The organism is Xanthomonas sp. NCPPB 3570, assembly GCF_056725115.1.
This window is the reverse complement of record NZ_CM161513.1, coordinates 426,251-442,353: the sequence shown is the minus strand read 5'-3', so window position 1 is coordinate 442,353 and position 16,103 is coordinate 426,251. Positions and strand designations below refer to the sequence as shown.

Sequence of the window (16,103 nt, the reverse complement as noted above, 5' to 3'; positions counted from 1 at the left end):
GTCTCTGGCGTGGGGACGCCACCGAACGAATGGAATCGCAGATGCTCAAGATCTCGCTGCGCGGCCTGCTGGCCGCTTTTTGCTGTGCGCTGTGCGTCAGCGCCGTCCCGGCGCTGGCCCAGGACAGCGGCCCGGACATGACCGCCGAGCAGTTCGTCGGCACGCTGCATTTCCGCGACGGGCACATCGAGGTTCCGCAGGCCAAGGTGCATTTCGACCTCGGCCCGGAATTCCGCTACCTGGACAAGACCGATGCGCGGCGGGTGCTGGAGAGCTACTGGGGCAACCCGCCCGACGACGACGTGCTGGGCCTGATCGTGCCGCGCCGGCCGGCGCTCGACGAGAAGGGCAGTTGGGCGGTGGTGGTCACCTATTCCGACGACGGCTACGTGTCCGACGAGGACGCCAGCAAGATCGACTACCAGGCCATGCTCAAGGACATGCAGGAGGCCACCCGCGAGGAGAACGCGCAGCGCAAGAAGGCCGGCTACGAGCAGGTCGACCTGGTCGGCTGGGCGGTGCCGCCGCGTTACGACACCGGCAACAAGAAGCTGTACTGGGCGCGCGAGCTGGCGTTCGCGGGCGAGCGCGAGCACACCCTCAACTACGACATCCGCGTGCTCGGCCGGCATGGCTACCTCAGCCTCAATGCGGTCTCGGGCATGGGCGAACTGGCGCAGGTGCGCGCGGGCATGCAGCAGTTGCTGCCGATGGCCGAGTTCGACAGCGGCGCCCGCTATGCCGACCACAACCCGTCCACCGACAAGATCGCCAGCTACGGCCTGGCCACCCTGATCGGCGGCGGCCTGGCGGCCAAGGCCGGCCTGTTCGCCAAACTCGGCCTGCTGCTGGCCAAGGCCTGGAAGCTGGTGCTGGTCGGTCTGATGGGCCTGGTCGCCGGCGTGCGCAAGCTGTTCGGCGGACGCCAGCGCGACGGCGGCACGGTGCGCTGACCGGCACCGCCGTCACGCTGGGCAATTCACGCCACCCCGGCTAAAGTTCCGTGTCGGAGCAGGACGCAGTCGAGAGCAGCATGCCGCCACAGGCAGCCGGCCGAACGGAAGGACGGCCTCCCCACATCGCAGGCGTCAGTGTCCGCCGCACCACGCGGCGGCGGTAAGGGGCATGCTCGATACCTATCGCGAAGTCGTCACCCCCGAAGGCGTGCCGCTGCATCTGCCGGCCGCTGGCGCGGTGCCGCGCGCGCTGGCCTGGCTGATCGACCTGGCGCTGCGCTTCGCCCTGCTCGCCGCCATGGGCATGCTCCTCGGCCTGCTCGGCGGCCTCGGCCAGGGCCTGTATTTGGTGGCGATGTTCCTGGTGTTCTGGGCCTACCCGATCGTGCTGGAGGGCTGGCGCGGCCAGACCCTGGGCAAGCAGGCGCTGGGCCTGCGCGTGGTGGCGCGCAACGGCGCGCCGGTGGGGTGGATGGCGGCGATCACCCGCAACCTGCTGCGCACCGTGGACATGCTGCCGTTCGGCTACGCCGTCGGCCTGATCGCCTGCCTGTTCGATGCCCATTCGCGGCGCCTGGGCGACCTGGTCGCCGGCACGCTGGTGGTGCACCAACCGCCGCGCGAGGACGAGGCGTTGCCGCCGATCGCCAGCGCCCTCGCGCCGCCGCGGCCGCTGCTGCCGGCCGAACAGGCCGCGCTGATCGCCTTCGCCGAGCGCGCGCCGCGGCTCACCCCGGAGCGGCAGCTGGAACTGGCCGCGCTGGCGCAGCCGCTGACCGACACGCCGGGCCAGGCCGGAGTGCTGCGCCTGTACGCGATGGCCAACTGGTTGCTGGGCCGCCGATGAAACAGGAACAGTTCGTCCTCCGCCATCAGCACGAGTGGCAGGCGTTCGAGGCCTGGCTGCAGCGCAGCGGCAGCGCGCGCAAGCCGGCGCCGACCGCCACCGACACGCCCAGCGATGCCACGGCCGCGGTCGCGCCGCCGCATCCGCAGCAACCGCCGCCGCTGGCCGACGAGGACGTACCGGCGCGCTACCGGCGCCTGTGCCAGCAGCAGGCGCTGGCGTGCAAGCGCGGCTACAGCCCGCAGGTCACCGCGCGCCTGCAGCACCTGATGCAACAGGGCCACACCGTCCTGTACCGGGCGCCGCGTCCGCGCTGGCGGCGCGCGGCGGAATTCCTGTTCGCCGAATTCCCGCAGGTGGTGCGCAGCCAGGCCGGCTACATGGCCGCGGCCACCGCGCTGTTCGTGGTGCCGCTGGTGACCATCTTCGTGCTGCTGCAGTTCCGTCCGGAACTGATCCACGGGCTGATGGATCCGATGCAGGTCAGCCAGATCGAGCGCATGTACGACCCGGCCGCCAGTGCGCAGAAGCTCGGCCGCGACAGCGGCACCGATTGGCAGATGTTCGGCCACTACATCATGAACAACATCAGCATCGGTCTGCGCACCTTCGCCAGCGGCCTGCTGGCGGGACTGGGCACGGTGCTGGTGCTGCTGTTCAACGGCATCACCATCGGCGCGGTGGCCGGGCACCTGCATCAGATCGGCTATGGCGTCACCTTCTGGCGCTTCGTCGCCGGGCATGCGCCGTTCGAACTGACCGCGATCGTGATCGCCGGCGGCGCCGGCCTGCAACTGGGCCTGAAGGTGCTGGCGCCGGGACGGCGGCGGCGCATCGATGCGCTGGTCGAAGGCGGCAAGATCGGCGCTCGGCTGTGCCTGGGCGTGGCCGCGATGCTGCTGGTCGCCGCTTTCATCGAGGCGTTCTGGTCGTCCATCGCGACCGTGCCGGCGTGGATCAAGTACAGCGTGTCGGCGCTGCTGTGGACGCTGGTGCTGACGTGGCTGTGGCGCGGCGGTCGCGGCCGGGTGGAGGCCATCGATGCGGATTGAGCGCCTGGACGTGGTGCTGCGCGCACGCTCGGCCTGGGAAGCGATGGAACTGGGCACTGCGCTGGTCCGTCGCCACGCCGGGGCGATCTGGAAGCCGTGGGTGCTGGTCACCCTGCCGCTGTGCGTCGTGCTCAACCTCGGCGCCTGGGCGATCGACCGGCTGTGGCTGGCGTCGCTGTTGCTGTGGTGGCTGAAGCCGGTGCTGGACCGGATCCCGCTGTTCGTGATCTCGCGCGCGGTGTTCGGCGACGTGCCGCGGGTGCGCGACACCGTGCGCGCGCAGGGCGCCTGGGGCTGGCGCACGCTGCTCGGCTACCTGACCTGGCGCCGGCTGAGCCCGGCACGCAGCGTGTTCATGCCGCTGGAGTTGCTGGAAGGCGCCAGCGCCGACCAGCAGCGCGAGCGCCGCCGCACCCTGGGCGGGGCCATCTACGGCCACGCACTGCTGCTGGCCAGCGTGTGCTGGCATTTCGAGGCGATGCTGTGCGTGGCCTGCATCGCCACGATCTTCATGTTCGTGCCCATCGACCTGCTGCCGGAAACCGCGCGCGCGGCCTGGGCGCTGATCGGCGACCAGACGCCGGCATGGGCCGACATCGGCTTCAACGTCATCGGCTGGCTGGCGATGACCCTGATCGAACCGTTCTTCGTCGGCGCCGGCTTCGGCCTGTACCTCAACCGGCGTACCCAGCTCGAAGCCTGGGACGTGGAGATGGCGCTGCGCCGGATGGCCGCGCGCCTGCGCGGCGCCGCGCCGCTGCTCCTGCTGTGCGTGGCCCTGCTCGCCGCGCCGGCCGCGGCGCTGCGAGCGCAACCGGTGGCCGACGACGCGGCAACGCAGACCGCGGCGGCGCAGGATGCGCCCGCCGACGACACGCGCGATGGCGATGGCGAGACCGACCCCGCGACGGACACCGACGCGGACGCCGACACCAACGCAAACGCCGAGACCGACGACAAGGCCGCGGCCGCGCCCGCCGCCGACACCCACCACCACAACGCCGAACACCCGGTCCCGCTGGACGAAGTGTTCGACACCGAGCCCGCCGCCGATGCGCGCTTCGCCCGCGCCGCCGACCGTGCCTACGCCGACCCGCTGCTGACCGCCAAGCGCACCATCGGCTACTGGAAGAAACGCAATCCCGACGAACCGCCCAAGCCGGACGACAAGCAGCAAGACCTCACCCCGTTCGGCAAATGGATCAAGGCCGCGGCCCAGGCCATCGCCTTCGTCGGCCGCTGGGGCATGTGGCTGCTGGCGGGGATCCTGCTGCTGGTGCTGCTGCTCACCGCCAGGCACTGGCTGCCGTGGATGCGCGGCACCGGACGTCGCCGCGCGACGGTGGCGGCGGCGCCGGAGCACGTGCCGGTGCTGGCGCCGCAACCGCTGCCCGACGACGTGGCGACGGTGGCGCGACGTGCCTGGCGCGAGGGTCGCCATCGCGATGCGCTGGCGCTGCTGTACCGGGCCAGCGTGGCGACGCTGTGCGAACGCGCCGACCTGGTGCTGCCGCCCAGCGCCACCGAGGCGCAGTGCCTGCGCGCCGCGCAACGCCTGCCCGACGACGCCGACCGCGGCCTGTTCGCGCGCATGGTGCGGGTCTGGCAGCACGCCGCCTATGCCGGCCGGCTGCCGGAGGATGACGCCTTCGACGCGCTGGTCGACGAGCTGCAGCGCCAGTTCCGGTGGCAGGCATGAACTCCGGCACGCGCAATGCGCTGATCTTCCTGGTCGGCCTGCTGCTGGTCAGCGTCGGCGCGGCCTGGTTCTTCGGCCGCTACGAACGCGCCGAGCGGGAGATTGTGCTGCCGCCGCGCGGCGAGGCCGCCTACAACCCGCTGTACGCGCTGCGCCAGACCCTGCGCGCCGATGGCGTGCGCGCCGAGTCGCGGCAACGCCTGGACCTGGTGGCGATGCGCCTGCGCCCGCACGACAGCGTGGTGCTGTACGGCGACCCGCGCATGCTCGGCAAGGCCGATGGCGATGCCCTGCTGGACTGGGTGGAGCATGGCGGGCATCTGGTGCTGCGCACGCCCACCGTCGAGGTCAAGCGCGGCGATGTGCCGATCCTGGAAGCACTGGACATCACCGTCGAGGCAAGCAGCCCGGACAACTGCTTGATGATGGCGGTGCCCGGCGCGGCGCCGCAGAAGGTGTTCTGCGACGGTCGCCGCTTCCACATCGATCCGGACACGCCCGACAACTGGTGGAGCGGCGAGGACGACGACTTCGTGTTTGCGCGCGTGCCCTACGGCGACGGCAGCGTGGACGTGCTGTCGGAGCTGGATTTCCTCGAGAACCAGGACAACCGGCTCGGCAGGATGTTCGAGGGTTCGCCGATGGAGAACGACCCGATGCTGCGCAGCGGCGGGTTGCGCGAGGCCGGCAACCGCCTGCTGGCGCGACAGGTACTGGGGCCGAACTACGGCCAGGGCACCATCCACCTGATCTATTCGGCCGAACTGCCGTCGCTGTGGCGCACCCTGTTCATCCGCGGCTGGCCGGTCTGGCTGCCGGCGCTGCTGATCCTGCTGGCCTGGCTGTGGTCGCGCATGCAGCGCTTCGGGCCGCTGCGCGCCGCGCCGGCCGAAGATCGCCGCTCGCTGCTGGAACACGTGCGTGCCAGCGGCGAACACCTGCTGCGCTTCGGCCGCGCCGACCTGCTGCACGCGGCGGTGCGCGAGGCGTTCCTGGCGCGGCTGCGGCGGCGTGCACCGCTCGCCGCCGCGCTGGAGGGCCCGGCCCAGGCCGCCGCCATCGCCGAGCGCCTGCAACTGCCGGTGGCGCAGGTCGAACAGGCGCTGCAGCCGCCGCCGCCCAATCAACCCGCCGCCTTGCGCGAGCGCATCCGCCTCCTCGTCCAGATGAGAAACCAGTTATGACCACCGCCCCCTCCGACGCCGTCGCGCCGCTCGCCGGCCCTGCCCTAATCGAACGCGCCGAGGCGATCCGCGCCGCGGTCGGCCACGCCTTCATCGGCCAACCGGAGGTGCTGGAGCAGATCCTGATCGCGCTGCTGGCCGGCGGCCATGTGCTGATCGAGGGCGTGCCCGGCCTCGGCAAGACCCTGCTGGTGCGCGCGCTGGCGCAGGCGCTGGAACTGAACTACGCACGCGTGCAGTTCACCCCGGACCTGATGCCCAGCGACGTCAGCGGCCACGCCGTGTACGACCCCAAGACCGAGAGCTTCAAGATCCGCCGCGGCCCGGTGTTCACCCACCTGCTGCTGGCCGACGAAATCAACCGCGCCCCGGCCAAGACCCAGTCGGCGCTGCTGGAAGTGATGCAGGAAGGCCAGGTCACCATCGAAGGCACGGCCTTCCCGTTGGCGCCGCCGTTCCTGGCCCTGGCCACGCAGAACCCGGTCGAGCAGGAAGGCACCTATCCGTTGCCGGAAGCGCAGCTGGACCGCTTCCTGCTGAAGATCCTGATCGACTACCCGCAACTGGAGGACGAGGCGCGCATGGTCGCCGCGGTCACCAGCGGCCGCAGCGCCGGCGACTTCGACCTGTCGCAGGTGCCGCGCGTGCTCGGCGCCGAGGACGTGGTGGCGATGCAGGCCGGCACCGCCGCCATCGCGGTGGACCCGCAGGTGATCGACTACGCCGTGCGCATCGTCGCCGCCACCCGCCGCTGGCCGGGCATTGCGCTCGGCGCCGGCCCGCGCGGCAGCATCGCCCTGGTCCGCGCGGCGCGCGCGCAGGCGGTGCTGTCCGGCCGCGACTTCGTCATCCCCGACGACATCCGCGACGTGGCCAAGCCGGCCCTGCGCCACCGCATCGCCCTGGCCCCGGAACTGCAGATCGAAGGCCAGAGCGCCGACGACGCCCTGAGCGCGCTGCTGGCCAAGGTGGAGGCGCCGAGGAAATGAGCGGGGAGTCGGGAATGGGGAATGGGGAATGGGAGAAGCCGGGCTTCCCGGCGTTGCCCGCAATTCCCGATTGCAGTGAGCTGACGAACGCAGCGATGCGTCGCGCTACAGCGCTGCCGCTTTTCCCATTCCCCATTCCCCATTCCCCCCTCCCGGCCCCCAAGCGATGAGACCCGCACCGCTCCTGCTGGCCTTGCTCGCGCTGTGGGCGCTGTGCGGCCTGGCCGTGGCGCTGGGCTGGCTGCCGCTGTGGAGCTGGCAGGCGGTGGCGGCGGGCATCGCGCTGGTCGCGGCGCTGGATGCGTGGCGGCTGTGGCGGCGGCCGACGCCGCAGGTGCGCCGCGAGCTGCCCGAAGCGTTGCCGCTGGGCGTGCAGCGCGAGGTGGTGCTGCACCTGGACAGCGCGCAGCACCAGCGCGTGGACCTGTTCGACCTGGTGCCCAGCGGTTGGGAACTGCAGGGCCTGCCACAGCGCATGACCCTGCCCGCCGCGCATCAGACCCAGGTGCGCTACCAACTGCGCCCGACCGCGCGCGGTCGCTTCGTCTTCGACGGCACCCACCTGCGCCTGCATGCGCCCTGGCGCCTGTGGCGGCAGCAACGCCTGGCCGGGCCGGCGCAGACCGTGCGCGTGTACCCGAACTTCGCGCCGCTGACCCGCTTCGCCCTGTTCAGCGCCGAACAGGCCTCGCGCCTGGTCGGCGCGCACCTGAAGCGGCGCCGCGGCGAAGGCACCGACTTCCACCAGATGCGCGAGTACCGGGTCGGCGACAGCCTGCGCCAGATCGACTGGAAGGCCACCTCGCGGGCGCGCAAGCTGATCTCGCGCGAGTATCAGGACGAGAAGAACCAGCAGTTGCTGATGCTGATCGACACCGGGCGGCGGATGCTGGCCAGCGAATCCGGCCTGTCGCACTTCGACCATGTGCTCAACGCGGCGCTGGTGGTGTCGTATCTGGCGCTGCGCCAGGGCGATGCGGTGGGCATGATGGCCAGCGGCGGCGACGCGCGCTGGGTGGCGCCGCAGCGCGGCATGGCCACGGTCGACGTGCTGCTGCGCGCCAGCTACGACCTGCAGCCGCAGCCGGTGGCCACCGACTACCTGGCCGCGGCCACCGAACTGTCGCTGCGCCAGCGCCGCCGCGCGCTGGTGATGCTGGTCAGCAACGTGCGCGACGAGGACATCGAAGACCTGCTGGCCGCGGTGCGCCTGCTGCAGCGCCGCCACCTGGTGTGCGTGGCCAGCCTGCGCGAGCGCGAGCTGGACCAGGCGCTGAGCGAGGAGGTCCACGACCTGCCGCAGGCGGTGCAGGCCGGCGCGGTGGCGCGCTACCTGCAGCAACGCAGCGCCGCGCACGAGGCGCTGCGCAGCCACGGGGTGATGGTGCTCGACGTCACCGGCGAGGAACTGCCTGCCGCCCTGATCGAGCGCTACCTGGCGGTGAAGCGCGACGGGTTGCTGTAGCGAGCGACCGCGGCGGCGGCGCTGCAGCGCTCGACCGCGCGTGCCGTCGGTGCAAACACTGATTCATTGGCAATGTTGCAACAGCTTCTCCAGTTCCGCCGCGGCCACGGCGGCAGGAACCTTGCTCTTGATCAGGTCATAGCAGGCCATGGTCGATATGCCGCTCGCCAAACGCTGCGCGGCCACGCCGGTCGAGAACATCTTGCCCAGCCCGATCGACGCGGAGCCACTGCCGTTCGCCGTGCTGGTGCCATCGAAGCTGCCAAAGACCGAATAGGAGTCGCCCAGATTGCTGCGCGCGATCTTCGCATTGGCTGACTTGAGAATGGCTTCCTGCAACTCTGCGGCTTTCTGCTTGCTCGCATATTCGGCCGCCACGGCGGCGGCGTTCTGCCGCAGGTCACTCTCGCTCTGAGCGAAACCCGCGAGAATCGCCTGATCGTCAGCAGTGGGCGCGAGCGCGTCCATGGCGCTCTTCGCGGCACTTACGTCCGCCTCGTCGACCGTGGCCGGGCTGCCCGCCGCTGCCTGGAGCGACGCCCATTTCAGTTTCGCCTGATCGTATGCGCTTTGCCGCTTGGCGGCTGCACTGTAGCTTTCGCGCAGTTGCTTGAGCTTGCTATCGGCCTCGATCATCGCCTGCTTCGCCAGCGTCTCCTCCGACAGCGCCCTCGCATAGTCTGTCGATGCCTTCTTGGCGACTTCGATCCGCGCGTCTTCGCTGGCCCCGTCCGCATCCGAATCGCCCTCTCTGGCGACGCCGGAGATCACCAACAGCTCGTACCCTTTCTTGCTGCAGTCGGCCCCGGCGGCGCCCTCGTTGCACTTTCTTGCCACCGCCACCGGCACGTAGGCCGCATCGACCTGTTTGTAGCCCAGGTTCATCGAAATGCCCGGGTTCTCGGTGGATGCCGTGGAGACATCGACACCGAACGTCGTCTTCGACGCATACACCAACGGCGCCTGCTCCAGATGCGCGCAGCCGCCCAACAGCAGAAGAGAGAAACAAGCCAGAGACGTTTTCATCGTGACACCTCCTGTGATTCGACGCAGACCTGCGACATATCGCCACCGCCGGCCTGCAGGATCGCAAGCAAGCGGCGGACCTCGGCTTCGGTATTGGAAATCAGCACGATGCGGCATGCGTCCGCAGCAGGGGGAGCATAGATCGCGGTTTCGGCGTGCCAGCCCACCGCCCATGCGTGTGGGGTCTGAGAAATTCCCAGACCTTGCGAGTGGATCGCCACAGGTGCCAAGCCTGCTGTTGCGATGCGCGCGCCAAACAGGCCGCGCACGACCACTTCGTCTTGCGCGGTGGCGACCGTCACCACCGCGCACGCGCTACAGTTGACGATGACGCACGCAAGCAGCGCCAGCACTTTGGCGCGAGTACGACATGCAGACATGCTGGCCCCTGCAGCACTCCCCGGAGTCGATCTTCGTCAGCCGGGCAAGACCAGTCAATCGTGACGCGGACCACGCTGTAGACATTTGCATGCAGTACGCGTGGCGCGACGTCGCCGGCCCGCTTTCCGGCGGAGGCTGAAATCCCTGACGCCGCCGCTACGTTGCCGCCGCAGGCACCGGCGGCAACTGCGCGCTGGTCTGCTGCAGGCGCTGCAGGGTCCGCAGCATCAGCGGCCGATGCCGCGCCAGCTTCATCCACGCCGGCAATCGCGCCACCATCGAGCGCCCGAACAGGCCGCGGCGTTCGCGCAGCGTCGCCGCCACGTAGTCCTGCAACTCCTGCAGATGACGCGGATTGTAGGCCCACAGCACGCCGGCGCGGGTCGGCGCGACCAGCGCCAGCGGCATGCCGAAATGCGGATCGTGGGGCGAGCCGTCGCGCACGCGCCGCGGCTGCACCGCCACCGCACAGTCCTTGCGACACGACGCGCAGCGGCCGGGCAAGGTCTTGGGCGGCGGTACAGCGGCGGCCGACGCTGCGCAGACATGCACCCACTGATGCCCGCAGTGGCCGCAGGCCCGGCGGCCGACCAACTGCACCATTCCCACCCAGTCGTCCGCCGCGCTGTCCAACGCAGCGCTGCACTGCCCGCAACGGAAGCGTGCCTGCCAGCGATACGGCTCCCACTGCGCCAGCACCCAGCCCGGCGTGCCGCAACGATGGCAGCGCACTGCGACCTGGTCGGCGTAATCGACCAAGCGCACGCCGAGGTTTCGATGCCGACGCGGCGCGTCAGGCGACGCTGCGTCGGCGCGCGAAACAGACTCACGCATACAGCACACCCGGCCGCGCCTCCTCGACGATGGCATGCGGCAGGAACCGCGCGCTGTCGCGGGTGATCGGGCCATCGTCCTCGCGGATGCCGATGCCGCAGGCGCGGTCGCCGACGATCCAGCTGCCGACCATCGGGTAACGACCCTCGAACGCCGGCAGCGGATGCGCTTGCTGGCGGATGTAAGGCCCGGCATAGGGGCCGTCGCTCTCCAGCACGCGGCCATCGTCCAGGTGCAGCACGATGTTGGCGCCTTCGCGCGAATGCAGCGGCTTGCGCACCCAGCCCGGCGGTAATGCGCTGCCGTCGTCGAACGCGGCCGGCAGCAGGTTGGGATGGCCGCGATGGCGCTCCCACAGCAGCGGCAGGATGCCCTTGTTGCTGAGCAGCGCCTTCCACGGCGGCTCCAGCAGGCGCAGGCCCGAGCCCGGCAGGGCTTGGCCGAAACGCTCAGCGAACATGTCCTCCAGCGGATACAGCTTGAACAGCGCGCCGATCACCGTGTCGTTCAGATCGGTGTAGCGGCCGTCGCTGGACAGGCCGATGTCCTCGATCGCGATCAGCTCGCCGCCGACGCCGGCCTGCATTGCGCAGTCGCGCAGGTAGGCGATCGTGCCCTGGTCCTCCTCCGAATCGCGCACCGCGGCGAAGTACAACGGCGGCGGCAACCCGCCGGCGAGCGCGGCGAAGCGCTCCAGCAAGGCTTCGTGGATGGAGTTGAACTGGTCGGCGTCGTCCGGCAGGCGGCCCTGCGCACGCTGGTCCTCCAACCACTGCCACTGGAAGAACGCCGACTCGAACAGCGAGGTCGGCGTGTCGTAGTTCAGTTCGTACAGCTTGGCCGGGCCGTGGCCGTCGTAGGCCAGGTCCAGGCGCCCGTACAGATGCGGCTCGCGGCGCCGCCAGCTGTCGGCGATCCAGTCGCGGAACGCCGGCGGGATCGCCAGCCGCTGCATCAGCGCCTCGCTGGCGACGATTTCGTCGAGCAGGCCCATCGCCATCGCGTGCAGTTCGGCGCTGGGGTCTTCCAGATCGCGCTCGATCTGGCGCAGGCTGAACGCGTAGTAGGCGCGCTCGTCCCAGTAGCGCTGGCCGTCGATGGTGTGGAAGCGGAAACCGTACTCCGCGGCCTGGGCGCGCCAGTCGCCGCGCTCGACGATCGCGATGCGTTTCATGCGGGGTCTCGTGCGATGGGGAAAAAAGCCGGACTCAGCTGCCGAAGCCGCGCCCACCGGCGGATTCGCCGAAACCGCCGCGACTGACGGTGACGGCACGGTTCGGCGTGGCGCCGATATGGGTCATGGTCTGGTTGCCGCGCAGCATCGTACCGCTGCTCACCGCACCGGCGCCGCCGGAATAGGATGCCGGCCGCTGCCACTGGTTCTGCCGGTCCTGGTAGGCGGGGGCCGCATTGAACCCGGCGGCGCGGTTGTTGTTGAGCATCTGCGACAGGAAGAAGCCGGTCATCATCGGCCCGATGAAGGAGTGGCCGTGGCTGTCGCGCTGCTCGACGCAGCGATCTTGCGCATAGTCCTGCGCGCACTGCTCGCGGCTGGCGTACTTGGGCCCCTGTTCCGCCGCCTGCTTCTGCGCCTGCGCGAAGGCCTCGCGGCAGGTGGCGATGTCGTGGGTCTGCGCCACACAGGCATCCACCGAGGTGTAGAGACCTTCCTGGGCCTTGGCTTCCGGCTCGCGCCCGCAGGCGGTGAACAGCAATGGTGCCGCGCTCATCAGCAACAACGCGGTCGTCTTTGACCTTTTCATGGCAACGTCTTCCTGAGTCCAGGCACGATGATGCCCGGTTCCGCCGGCCGCGGAAACCCGCGGCCGGCGGTTGGGCGTCATCGCGGACGCACGCGCGACGCGTCAGCTCTTCGGCGGCGGCGGCACGTAGCTGGACAGGCGCGCGTCGAAATACGGCTGCACCGCGGCGATATTGGACTTGACCTGGATGTCCATGCCAACGTCGCGGCTCATGCCCAGAACGTCGTTGTCCGGCCAGCCGGGCCCGAAGCACCACTGCGTGCTTGGGATGTTGTTGGCCTGCAGGTGCGCGAGCATGCGCTTGGTCGCCAATTCCGCGCTGGCGTTGCCGGCCGGATAGCCGTGCTCGCCGAGAAAGCCGCGCTTGCCTCTGCGTGCCAGCCAGTCGATGAACGGCGTGACCATCTCGATGCCGGTGTCCGGCGCGACGTTTTCATTGCGATTGGTCCAAGCACCGCCTCCACGGCCCTCGTCGTCCAAATAGTTGTGCGCCTCATAGACGATGCGGTCGTACGGGTCAGGGATCGTGTCCAGGTTGTTCGACGCCTCTTTCCACCGGCGGGCGCTGGCGTATTCGTTGCCGCAGACGAACACGTAATGCGACCGGTCGAAATCGAAGATGCGCGCCGCAGTGGCGGTGGCGGTGCGCAGCCAGTGATCGGCCATCACCAGCTTGCTGCCGTCGGCGTTGTACTCCGGCCCCTCGTAAGGCTCGTTCATCAGGCCCCAGCCGAAGATCGCCGGATGCGAGCGGAAGCGCTGCACGATGCGGCTCCACAGATCCGGCAGGCCGGCGGCGTTGTACAGCGTGCAGCCCGGCGTTCCGATCACGCGGTACTCGTAGAGCTTGAGCAGGTTGTCGGCCGGATCGAAATAGCCCAGGTACAGGAAATTGCCCTTGCGGTAGGTCCCGTTCCACACCGCCTGGTCGGCGGGGTCGGTGACCACGCGCCCATCCGGTCCGATCAACTGCCCGGACCCATCGCGCCGGTAACCGGATTTGCTCGCGACCTTGATCGGCAGGCGCATGTAGTCGTGCAACTCCAGGATCGCCACCTTGCCGCGCTGCGCGAGCCGATTCAGCACCTTCTCGACCTGGTCGCAGTACGTGGCGTTGAGCGGCATGCCCTGGCCGGTGCTGAAGCGTGCGGCGGTGGTGGGCAGGCGGAACAGCGGGCAGGCGCCAGCGGCGACGATGTGCTGGTCGCGGATGTCGCGGTAGTGCCGGTCGATGACGGCGTTGTCGACGAAGTTGTTGGACGCCAATCCGGACAGGTTGAGGCCGGCGAACGGCAGCGTGCCCGCGGCGCGGGCCTGGCCGCCGAGGCCCCACAGCGTGGCGCCGGCGGCGATGCCGACACCGGCGCGCAGCACGCTGCGGCGGCCCGGATCGGCCGGGGTGGAAACAAGAGACGGGGTGGGGGAGGAAACAGCGGAAGACGACGAACGCACATGCCGAAGCATGGACACCTCCTGTGGTCATGATGGGCGAGCCGGGCCTACGCCCCCTGACGCACCGGCCACCGCAGTCTGCCAAGCGTGTTCGGGCAGGTCTGCGAACCGCTTCTCACTCCTGGCCGGCGCGCGGTGGCGCCAGCGTGCGTGCTAACGTGGTCGGCCCACCCGGTGGATGCCCAGGACGGTTGCAGCAGCAACGATCCGATCGCGCCACCATCGCCAGCCTCCCCGCCCGCTCGTTCGCTGCTCCCATGCCCGACTATCGCTCCAAGACCTCCACCCACGGCCGCAACATGGCCGGCGCCCGCGCACTGTGGCGCGCCACCGGCATGCAGGACGCCGACTTCCACAAGCCGATCATCGCCATCGCCAATTCCTTCACCCAGTTCGTGCCCGGCCACGTGCACCTGAAGGATCTCGGACAACTGGTCGCGCGCGAGATCGAACGCGTCGGCGGCGTGGCCAAGGAGTTCGACACCATCGCCGTGGACGACGGCATCGCCATGGGCCACGACGGCATGCTGTACTCGCTGCCCAGCCGCGAGATCATCGCCGACTCTGTGGAGTACATGGTCAATGCGCACTGCGCCGACGCACTGGTGTGCATCTCCAACTGCGACAAGATCACCCCCGGCATGCTGATGGCCGCCCTGCGCCTCAACATCCCCACCGTGTTCGTCTCCGGCGGGCCGATGGAAGCCGGCAAGACCAAGCTCGCCGACCACAACCTGGACCTGATCGACGCGATGGTGATCGCCGCCGATCCCACCGCCTCCGACGAGAAGGTCGCCGCGTTCGAGCGCAGCGCCTGCCCCACCTGCGGCTCCTGCTCGGGCATGTTCACCGCCAACTCGATGAACTGCCTGACCGAAGCGCTGGGCCTGGCCCTGCCCGGCAACGGCACCGTGGTCGCCACCCATGCCGACCGCGAGCAACTGTTCCTCAAGGCCGGCCGCACCGCGGTGGAACTGTGCCACCGCTGGTACGGCGCCGAAGACCCGCGCGCGCTGCCGCGCGGCATCGCCACCTTCGAGGCGTTCGAGAACGCGATGACCCTGGACATCGCGATGGGCGGCTCCACCAACACCATCCTGCACCTGCTCGCCGCCGCGCAGGAAGCCGAGGTGCCGTTCACCCTGCGCGACATCGACCGCCTGTCCAAGCGCGTGCCGCAGCTGTGCAAGGTGGCGCCGAACACGCAGAAGTACCATATCGAAGACGTGCACCGCGCCGGCGGCATCGTCGCCATCCTCGGCGAACTGGCGCGCGGCGGCCTGCTGCACACCGACCAGGCCACGGTGCACAGCCGCAGCCTGGCCGACGCCATCGCGCAGTGGGACATCACCCAGAGCGACGACCCCGCGGTGCAGACCTTCTACCAGGCCGGGCCGGCCGGCATCCCCACCCAGGTCGCCTTCAGCCAGGCCACGCGCTGGCCGAGCCTGGACGCCGACCGCGCCACCGGCTGCATCCGCGACGTCGCCCACGCCTACTCGCAGGAAGGTGGCCTGGCGGTGCTGTACGGCAACATCGCCGAGGACGGCTGCGTGGTGAAGACCGCCGGCGTGGACGAATCCATCCACGTGTTCGAGGGCAATGCCAAGGTGTTCGAAAGCCAGGACGCCGCGGTGAAGGGCATCCTCGCCGACGATGTCAAGGCTGGCGACGTCGTGGTGATCCGCTACGAAGGCCCCAAGGGCGGCCCCGGCATGCAGGAGATGCTGTATCCGACGTCGTATCTGAAGTCCAAGGGCCTGGGCAAGCAATGCGCCCTGCTCACCGACGGCCGCTTCTCCGGCGGCACCTCCGGCCTATCGATCGGCCACGCCTCCCCGGAAGCGGCGGCGGGCGGCGCCATCGGCCTGGTTCGCGACGGCGACCGCATCCGCATCGACATCCCCCAGCGCCGCATCGACCTGCTGGTCTCCGATGCGGAACTGGCCACGCGCCGCGCCGAACAGGACGCCCGGGGCTGGAAGCCAGCCGAACCGCGGCCGCGCAAGGTGAGCACTGCATTGAAAGCCTATGCGTTGCTGGCGACCAGTGCGGATAAGGGGGCGGTGCGGGACAAGGCGATGCTGGAGGGGTGAGGCGTTGTCGTGGGGACCGTGGAGTTCCACGGTCTTCATGGCGCTTTGGCATCGCGCTGTGGGAGGGACCTCGGTCCCGACGCGCGTTTCGCACCGCAGACGCACCGCGCCCGGCACCACACGTGTAGCCTTCATGGCGAGGACTAACTCAGATTAAATCTATATGCCTCTCATTGCATGTGAATTCTATGGATGTGTGTCGGCTTCTGATCTTGTTTCATGGAATGAGTCGGATAGCTGCATCTCAAATACACCCTTACGTCTTGCATTAGATTTAATCGGTGTCACATGCGATCCATGTGAGCTTTATCACTTTTTTTTCGAAGACACTCAGGTTGGTTCCGGCGATGTTCTACTGT

General features: G+C 69.4%; 14 protein-coding genes. 8 read left to right on the top strand and 6 right to left on the bottom strand.

Annotated elements, in window-relative coordinates:
- The first annotated feature begins 29 nt into the window (after positions 1-29).
- From AC1PLR_RS02010 to AC1PLR_RS01980, 7 genes are all read left to right on the top strand, one after another.
- Complete coding sequence (locus AC1PLR_RS02010; RefSeq protein WP_481102494.1) at positions 30-953, top strand: DUF2167 domain-containing protein; 924 nt, start codon at positions 30-32, stop codon at positions 951-953.
- A gap of 172 nt (positions 954-1,125) precedes the next feature.
- Positions 1,126-1,803, top strand: coding sequence for an RDD family protein (locus tag AC1PLR_RS02005; protein ID WP_371184358.1), 678 nt, complete (start codon positions 1,126-1,128; stop codon positions 1,801-1,803).
- Entirely contained in the window at positions 1,800-2,855 is a 1,056-nt protein-coding gene (locus tag AC1PLR_RS02000) for a stage II sporulation protein M (protein WP_481102493.1), read from the top strand. The genes AC1PLR_RS02005 and AC1PLR_RS02000 overlap by 4 nt, the downstream gene beginning before the upstream one ends.
- Entirely contained in the window at positions 2,845-4,554 is a 1,710-nt protein-coding gene (locus AC1PLR_RS01995; RefSeq protein WP_481102492.1) for a DUF4129 domain-containing protein, read from the top strand. Before AC1PLR_RS02000 ends, AC1PLR_RS01995 begins: the two co-directional genes overlap by 11 nt.
- Positions 4,551-5,738, top strand: a complete 1,188-nt coding sequence (locus AC1PLR_RS01990) for a DUF4350 domain-containing protein (protein ID WP_481102491.1) — start codon at positions 4,551-4,553, stop codon at positions 5,736-5,738. The genes AC1PLR_RS01995 and AC1PLR_RS01990 overlap by 4 nt, the downstream gene beginning before the upstream one ends.
- Positions 5,735-6,727 (top strand): AAA family ATPase, encoded by a 993-nt coding sequence (locus AC1PLR_RS01985; RefSeq protein WP_010340348.1) that lies wholly within the window; start codon positions 5,735-5,737, stop codon positions 6,725-6,727. Before AC1PLR_RS01990 ends, AC1PLR_RS01985 begins: the two co-directional genes overlap by 4 nt.
- Before the next feature lie 166 nt (positions 6,728-6,893).
- The gene (locus tag AC1PLR_RS01980) at positions 6,894-8,192 is read left to right on the top strand and encodes a DUF58 domain-containing protein (protein ID WP_481102490.1); all 1,299 of its coding nucleotides are present in this window, start codon (positions 6,894-6,896) and stop codon (positions 8,190-8,192) included.
- Between the two features lie 63 nt (positions 8,193-8,255).
- On the opposite strand, the gene AC1PLR_RS01975 is transcribed toward AC1PLR_RS01980, so the two are convergent.
- The 6 genes from AC1PLR_RS01975 to AC1PLR_RS01950 form a co-directional block, all read right to left on the bottom strand.
- Entirely contained in the window at positions 8,256-9,218 is a 963-nt protein-coding gene (locus AC1PLR_RS01975) for a hypothetical protein (RefSeq protein ID WP_371184354.1), read from the bottom strand.
- Complete coding sequence (locus AC1PLR_RS01970; protein WP_371184353.1) at positions 9,215-9,598, bottom strand: hypothetical protein; 384 nt, start codon at positions 9,596-9,598, stop codon at positions 9,215-9,217. The genes AC1PLR_RS01975 and AC1PLR_RS01970 overlap by 4 nt, the downstream gene beginning before the upstream one ends.
- A gap of 157 nt (positions 9,599-9,755) precedes the next feature.
- Positions 9,756-10,358 (bottom strand): hypothetical protein, encoded by a 603-nt coding sequence (locus AC1PLR_RS01965; RefSeq protein WP_481100825.1) that lies wholly within the window; start codon positions 10,356-10,358, stop codon positions 9,756-9,758.
- 67 nt (positions 10,359-10,425) lie between these two features.
- Positions 10,426-11,607: a glutathionylspermidine synthase family protein gene (locus tag AC1PLR_RS01960; RefSeq protein WP_481102489.1), complete on the bottom strand. Its 1,182-nt coding sequence runs from the start codon at positions 11,605-11,607 to the stop codon at positions 10,426-10,428.
- A gap of 34 nt (positions 11,608-11,641) precedes the next feature.
- Entirely contained in the window at positions 11,642-12,196 is a 555-nt protein-coding gene (locus tag AC1PLR_RS01955) for a DUF1190 domain-containing protein (RefSeq protein WP_209245121.1), read from the bottom strand.
- Positions 12,197-12,298: 102 nt separating this feature from the next.
- Positions 12,299-13,660, bottom strand: a complete 1,362-nt coding sequence (locus AC1PLR_RS01950; RefSeq protein ID WP_481102488.1) for a glycoside hydrolase family 5 protein — start codon at positions 13,658-13,660, stop codon at positions 12,299-12,301.
- A gap of 245 nt (positions 13,661-13,905) precedes the next feature.
- Here AC1PLR_RS01950 and ilvD point away from each other — a divergent pair, with 245 nt between their 5' ends.
- Entirely contained in the window at positions 13,906-15,744 is a 1,839-nt protein-coding gene (gene ilvD, locus AC1PLR_RS01945) for a dihydroxy-acid dehydratase (protein WP_481102487.1), read from the top strand.
- The last annotated feature ends 359 nt before the right edge of the window (positions 15,745-16,103 follow it).

Excerpts from the sequence above, each read along its gene's own strand:
- AC1PLR_RS01955 (WP_209245121.1), bottom strand. The coding sequence starts at position 12,196 with ATGAAAAGGTCAAAGACGACCGCGTTGTTGCTGATGAGCGCGGCACCA.
- AC1PLR_RS01995 (WP_481102492.1), top strand. The coding sequence starts at position 2,845 with ATGCGGATTGAGCGCCTGGACGTGGTGCTGCGCGCACGCTCGGCCTGG.
- ilvD (WP_481102487.1), top strand. The coding sequence starts at position 13,906 with ATGCCCGACTATCGCTCCAAGACCTCCACCCACGGCCGCAACATGGCC.
- AC1PLR_RS01980 (WP_481102490.1), top strand. The coding sequence starts at position 6,894 with ATGAGACCCGCACCGCTCCTGCTGGCCTTGCTCGCGCTGTGGGCGCTG.
- AC1PLR_RS02010 (WP_481102494.1), top strand. The coding sequence starts at position 30 with ATGGAATCGCAGATGCTCAAGATCTCGCTGCGCGGCCTGCTGGCCGCT.
- AC1PLR_RS01970 (WP_371184353.1), bottom strand. The coding sequence starts at position 9,598 with ATGTCTGCATGTCGTACTCGCGCCAAAGTGCTGGCGCTGCTTGCGTGC.
- AC1PLR_RS01985 (WP_010340348.1), top strand. The coding sequence starts at position 5,735 with ATGACCACCGCCCCCTCCGACGCCGTCGCGCCGCTCGCCGGCCCTGCC.
- AC1PLR_RS02000 (WP_481102493.1), top strand. The coding sequence starts at position 1,800 with ATGAAACAGGAACAGTTCGTCCTCCGCCATCAGCACGAGTGGCAGGCG.
- AC1PLR_RS01960 (WP_481102489.1), bottom strand. The coding sequence starts at position 11,607 with ATGAAACGCATCGCGATCGTCGAGCGCGGCGACTGGCGCGCCCAGGCC.
- AC1PLR_RS01950 (WP_481102488.1), bottom strand. The coding sequence starts at position 13,660 with ATGCTTCGGCATGTGCGTTCGTCGTCTTCCGCTGTTTCCTCCCCCACC.
- AC1PLR_RS01975 (WP_371184354.1), bottom strand. The coding sequence starts at position 9,218 with ATGAAAACGTCTCTGGCTTGTTTCTCTCTTCTGCTGTTGGGCGGCTGC.
- AC1PLR_RS02005 (WP_371184358.1), top strand. The coding sequence starts at position 1,126 with ATGCTCGATACCTATCGCGAAGTCGTCACCCCCGAAGGCGTGCCGCTG.
- AC1PLR_RS01990 (WP_481102491.1), top strand. The coding sequence starts at position 4,551 with ATGAACTCCGGCACGCGCAATGCGCTGATCTTCCTGGTCGGCCTGCTG.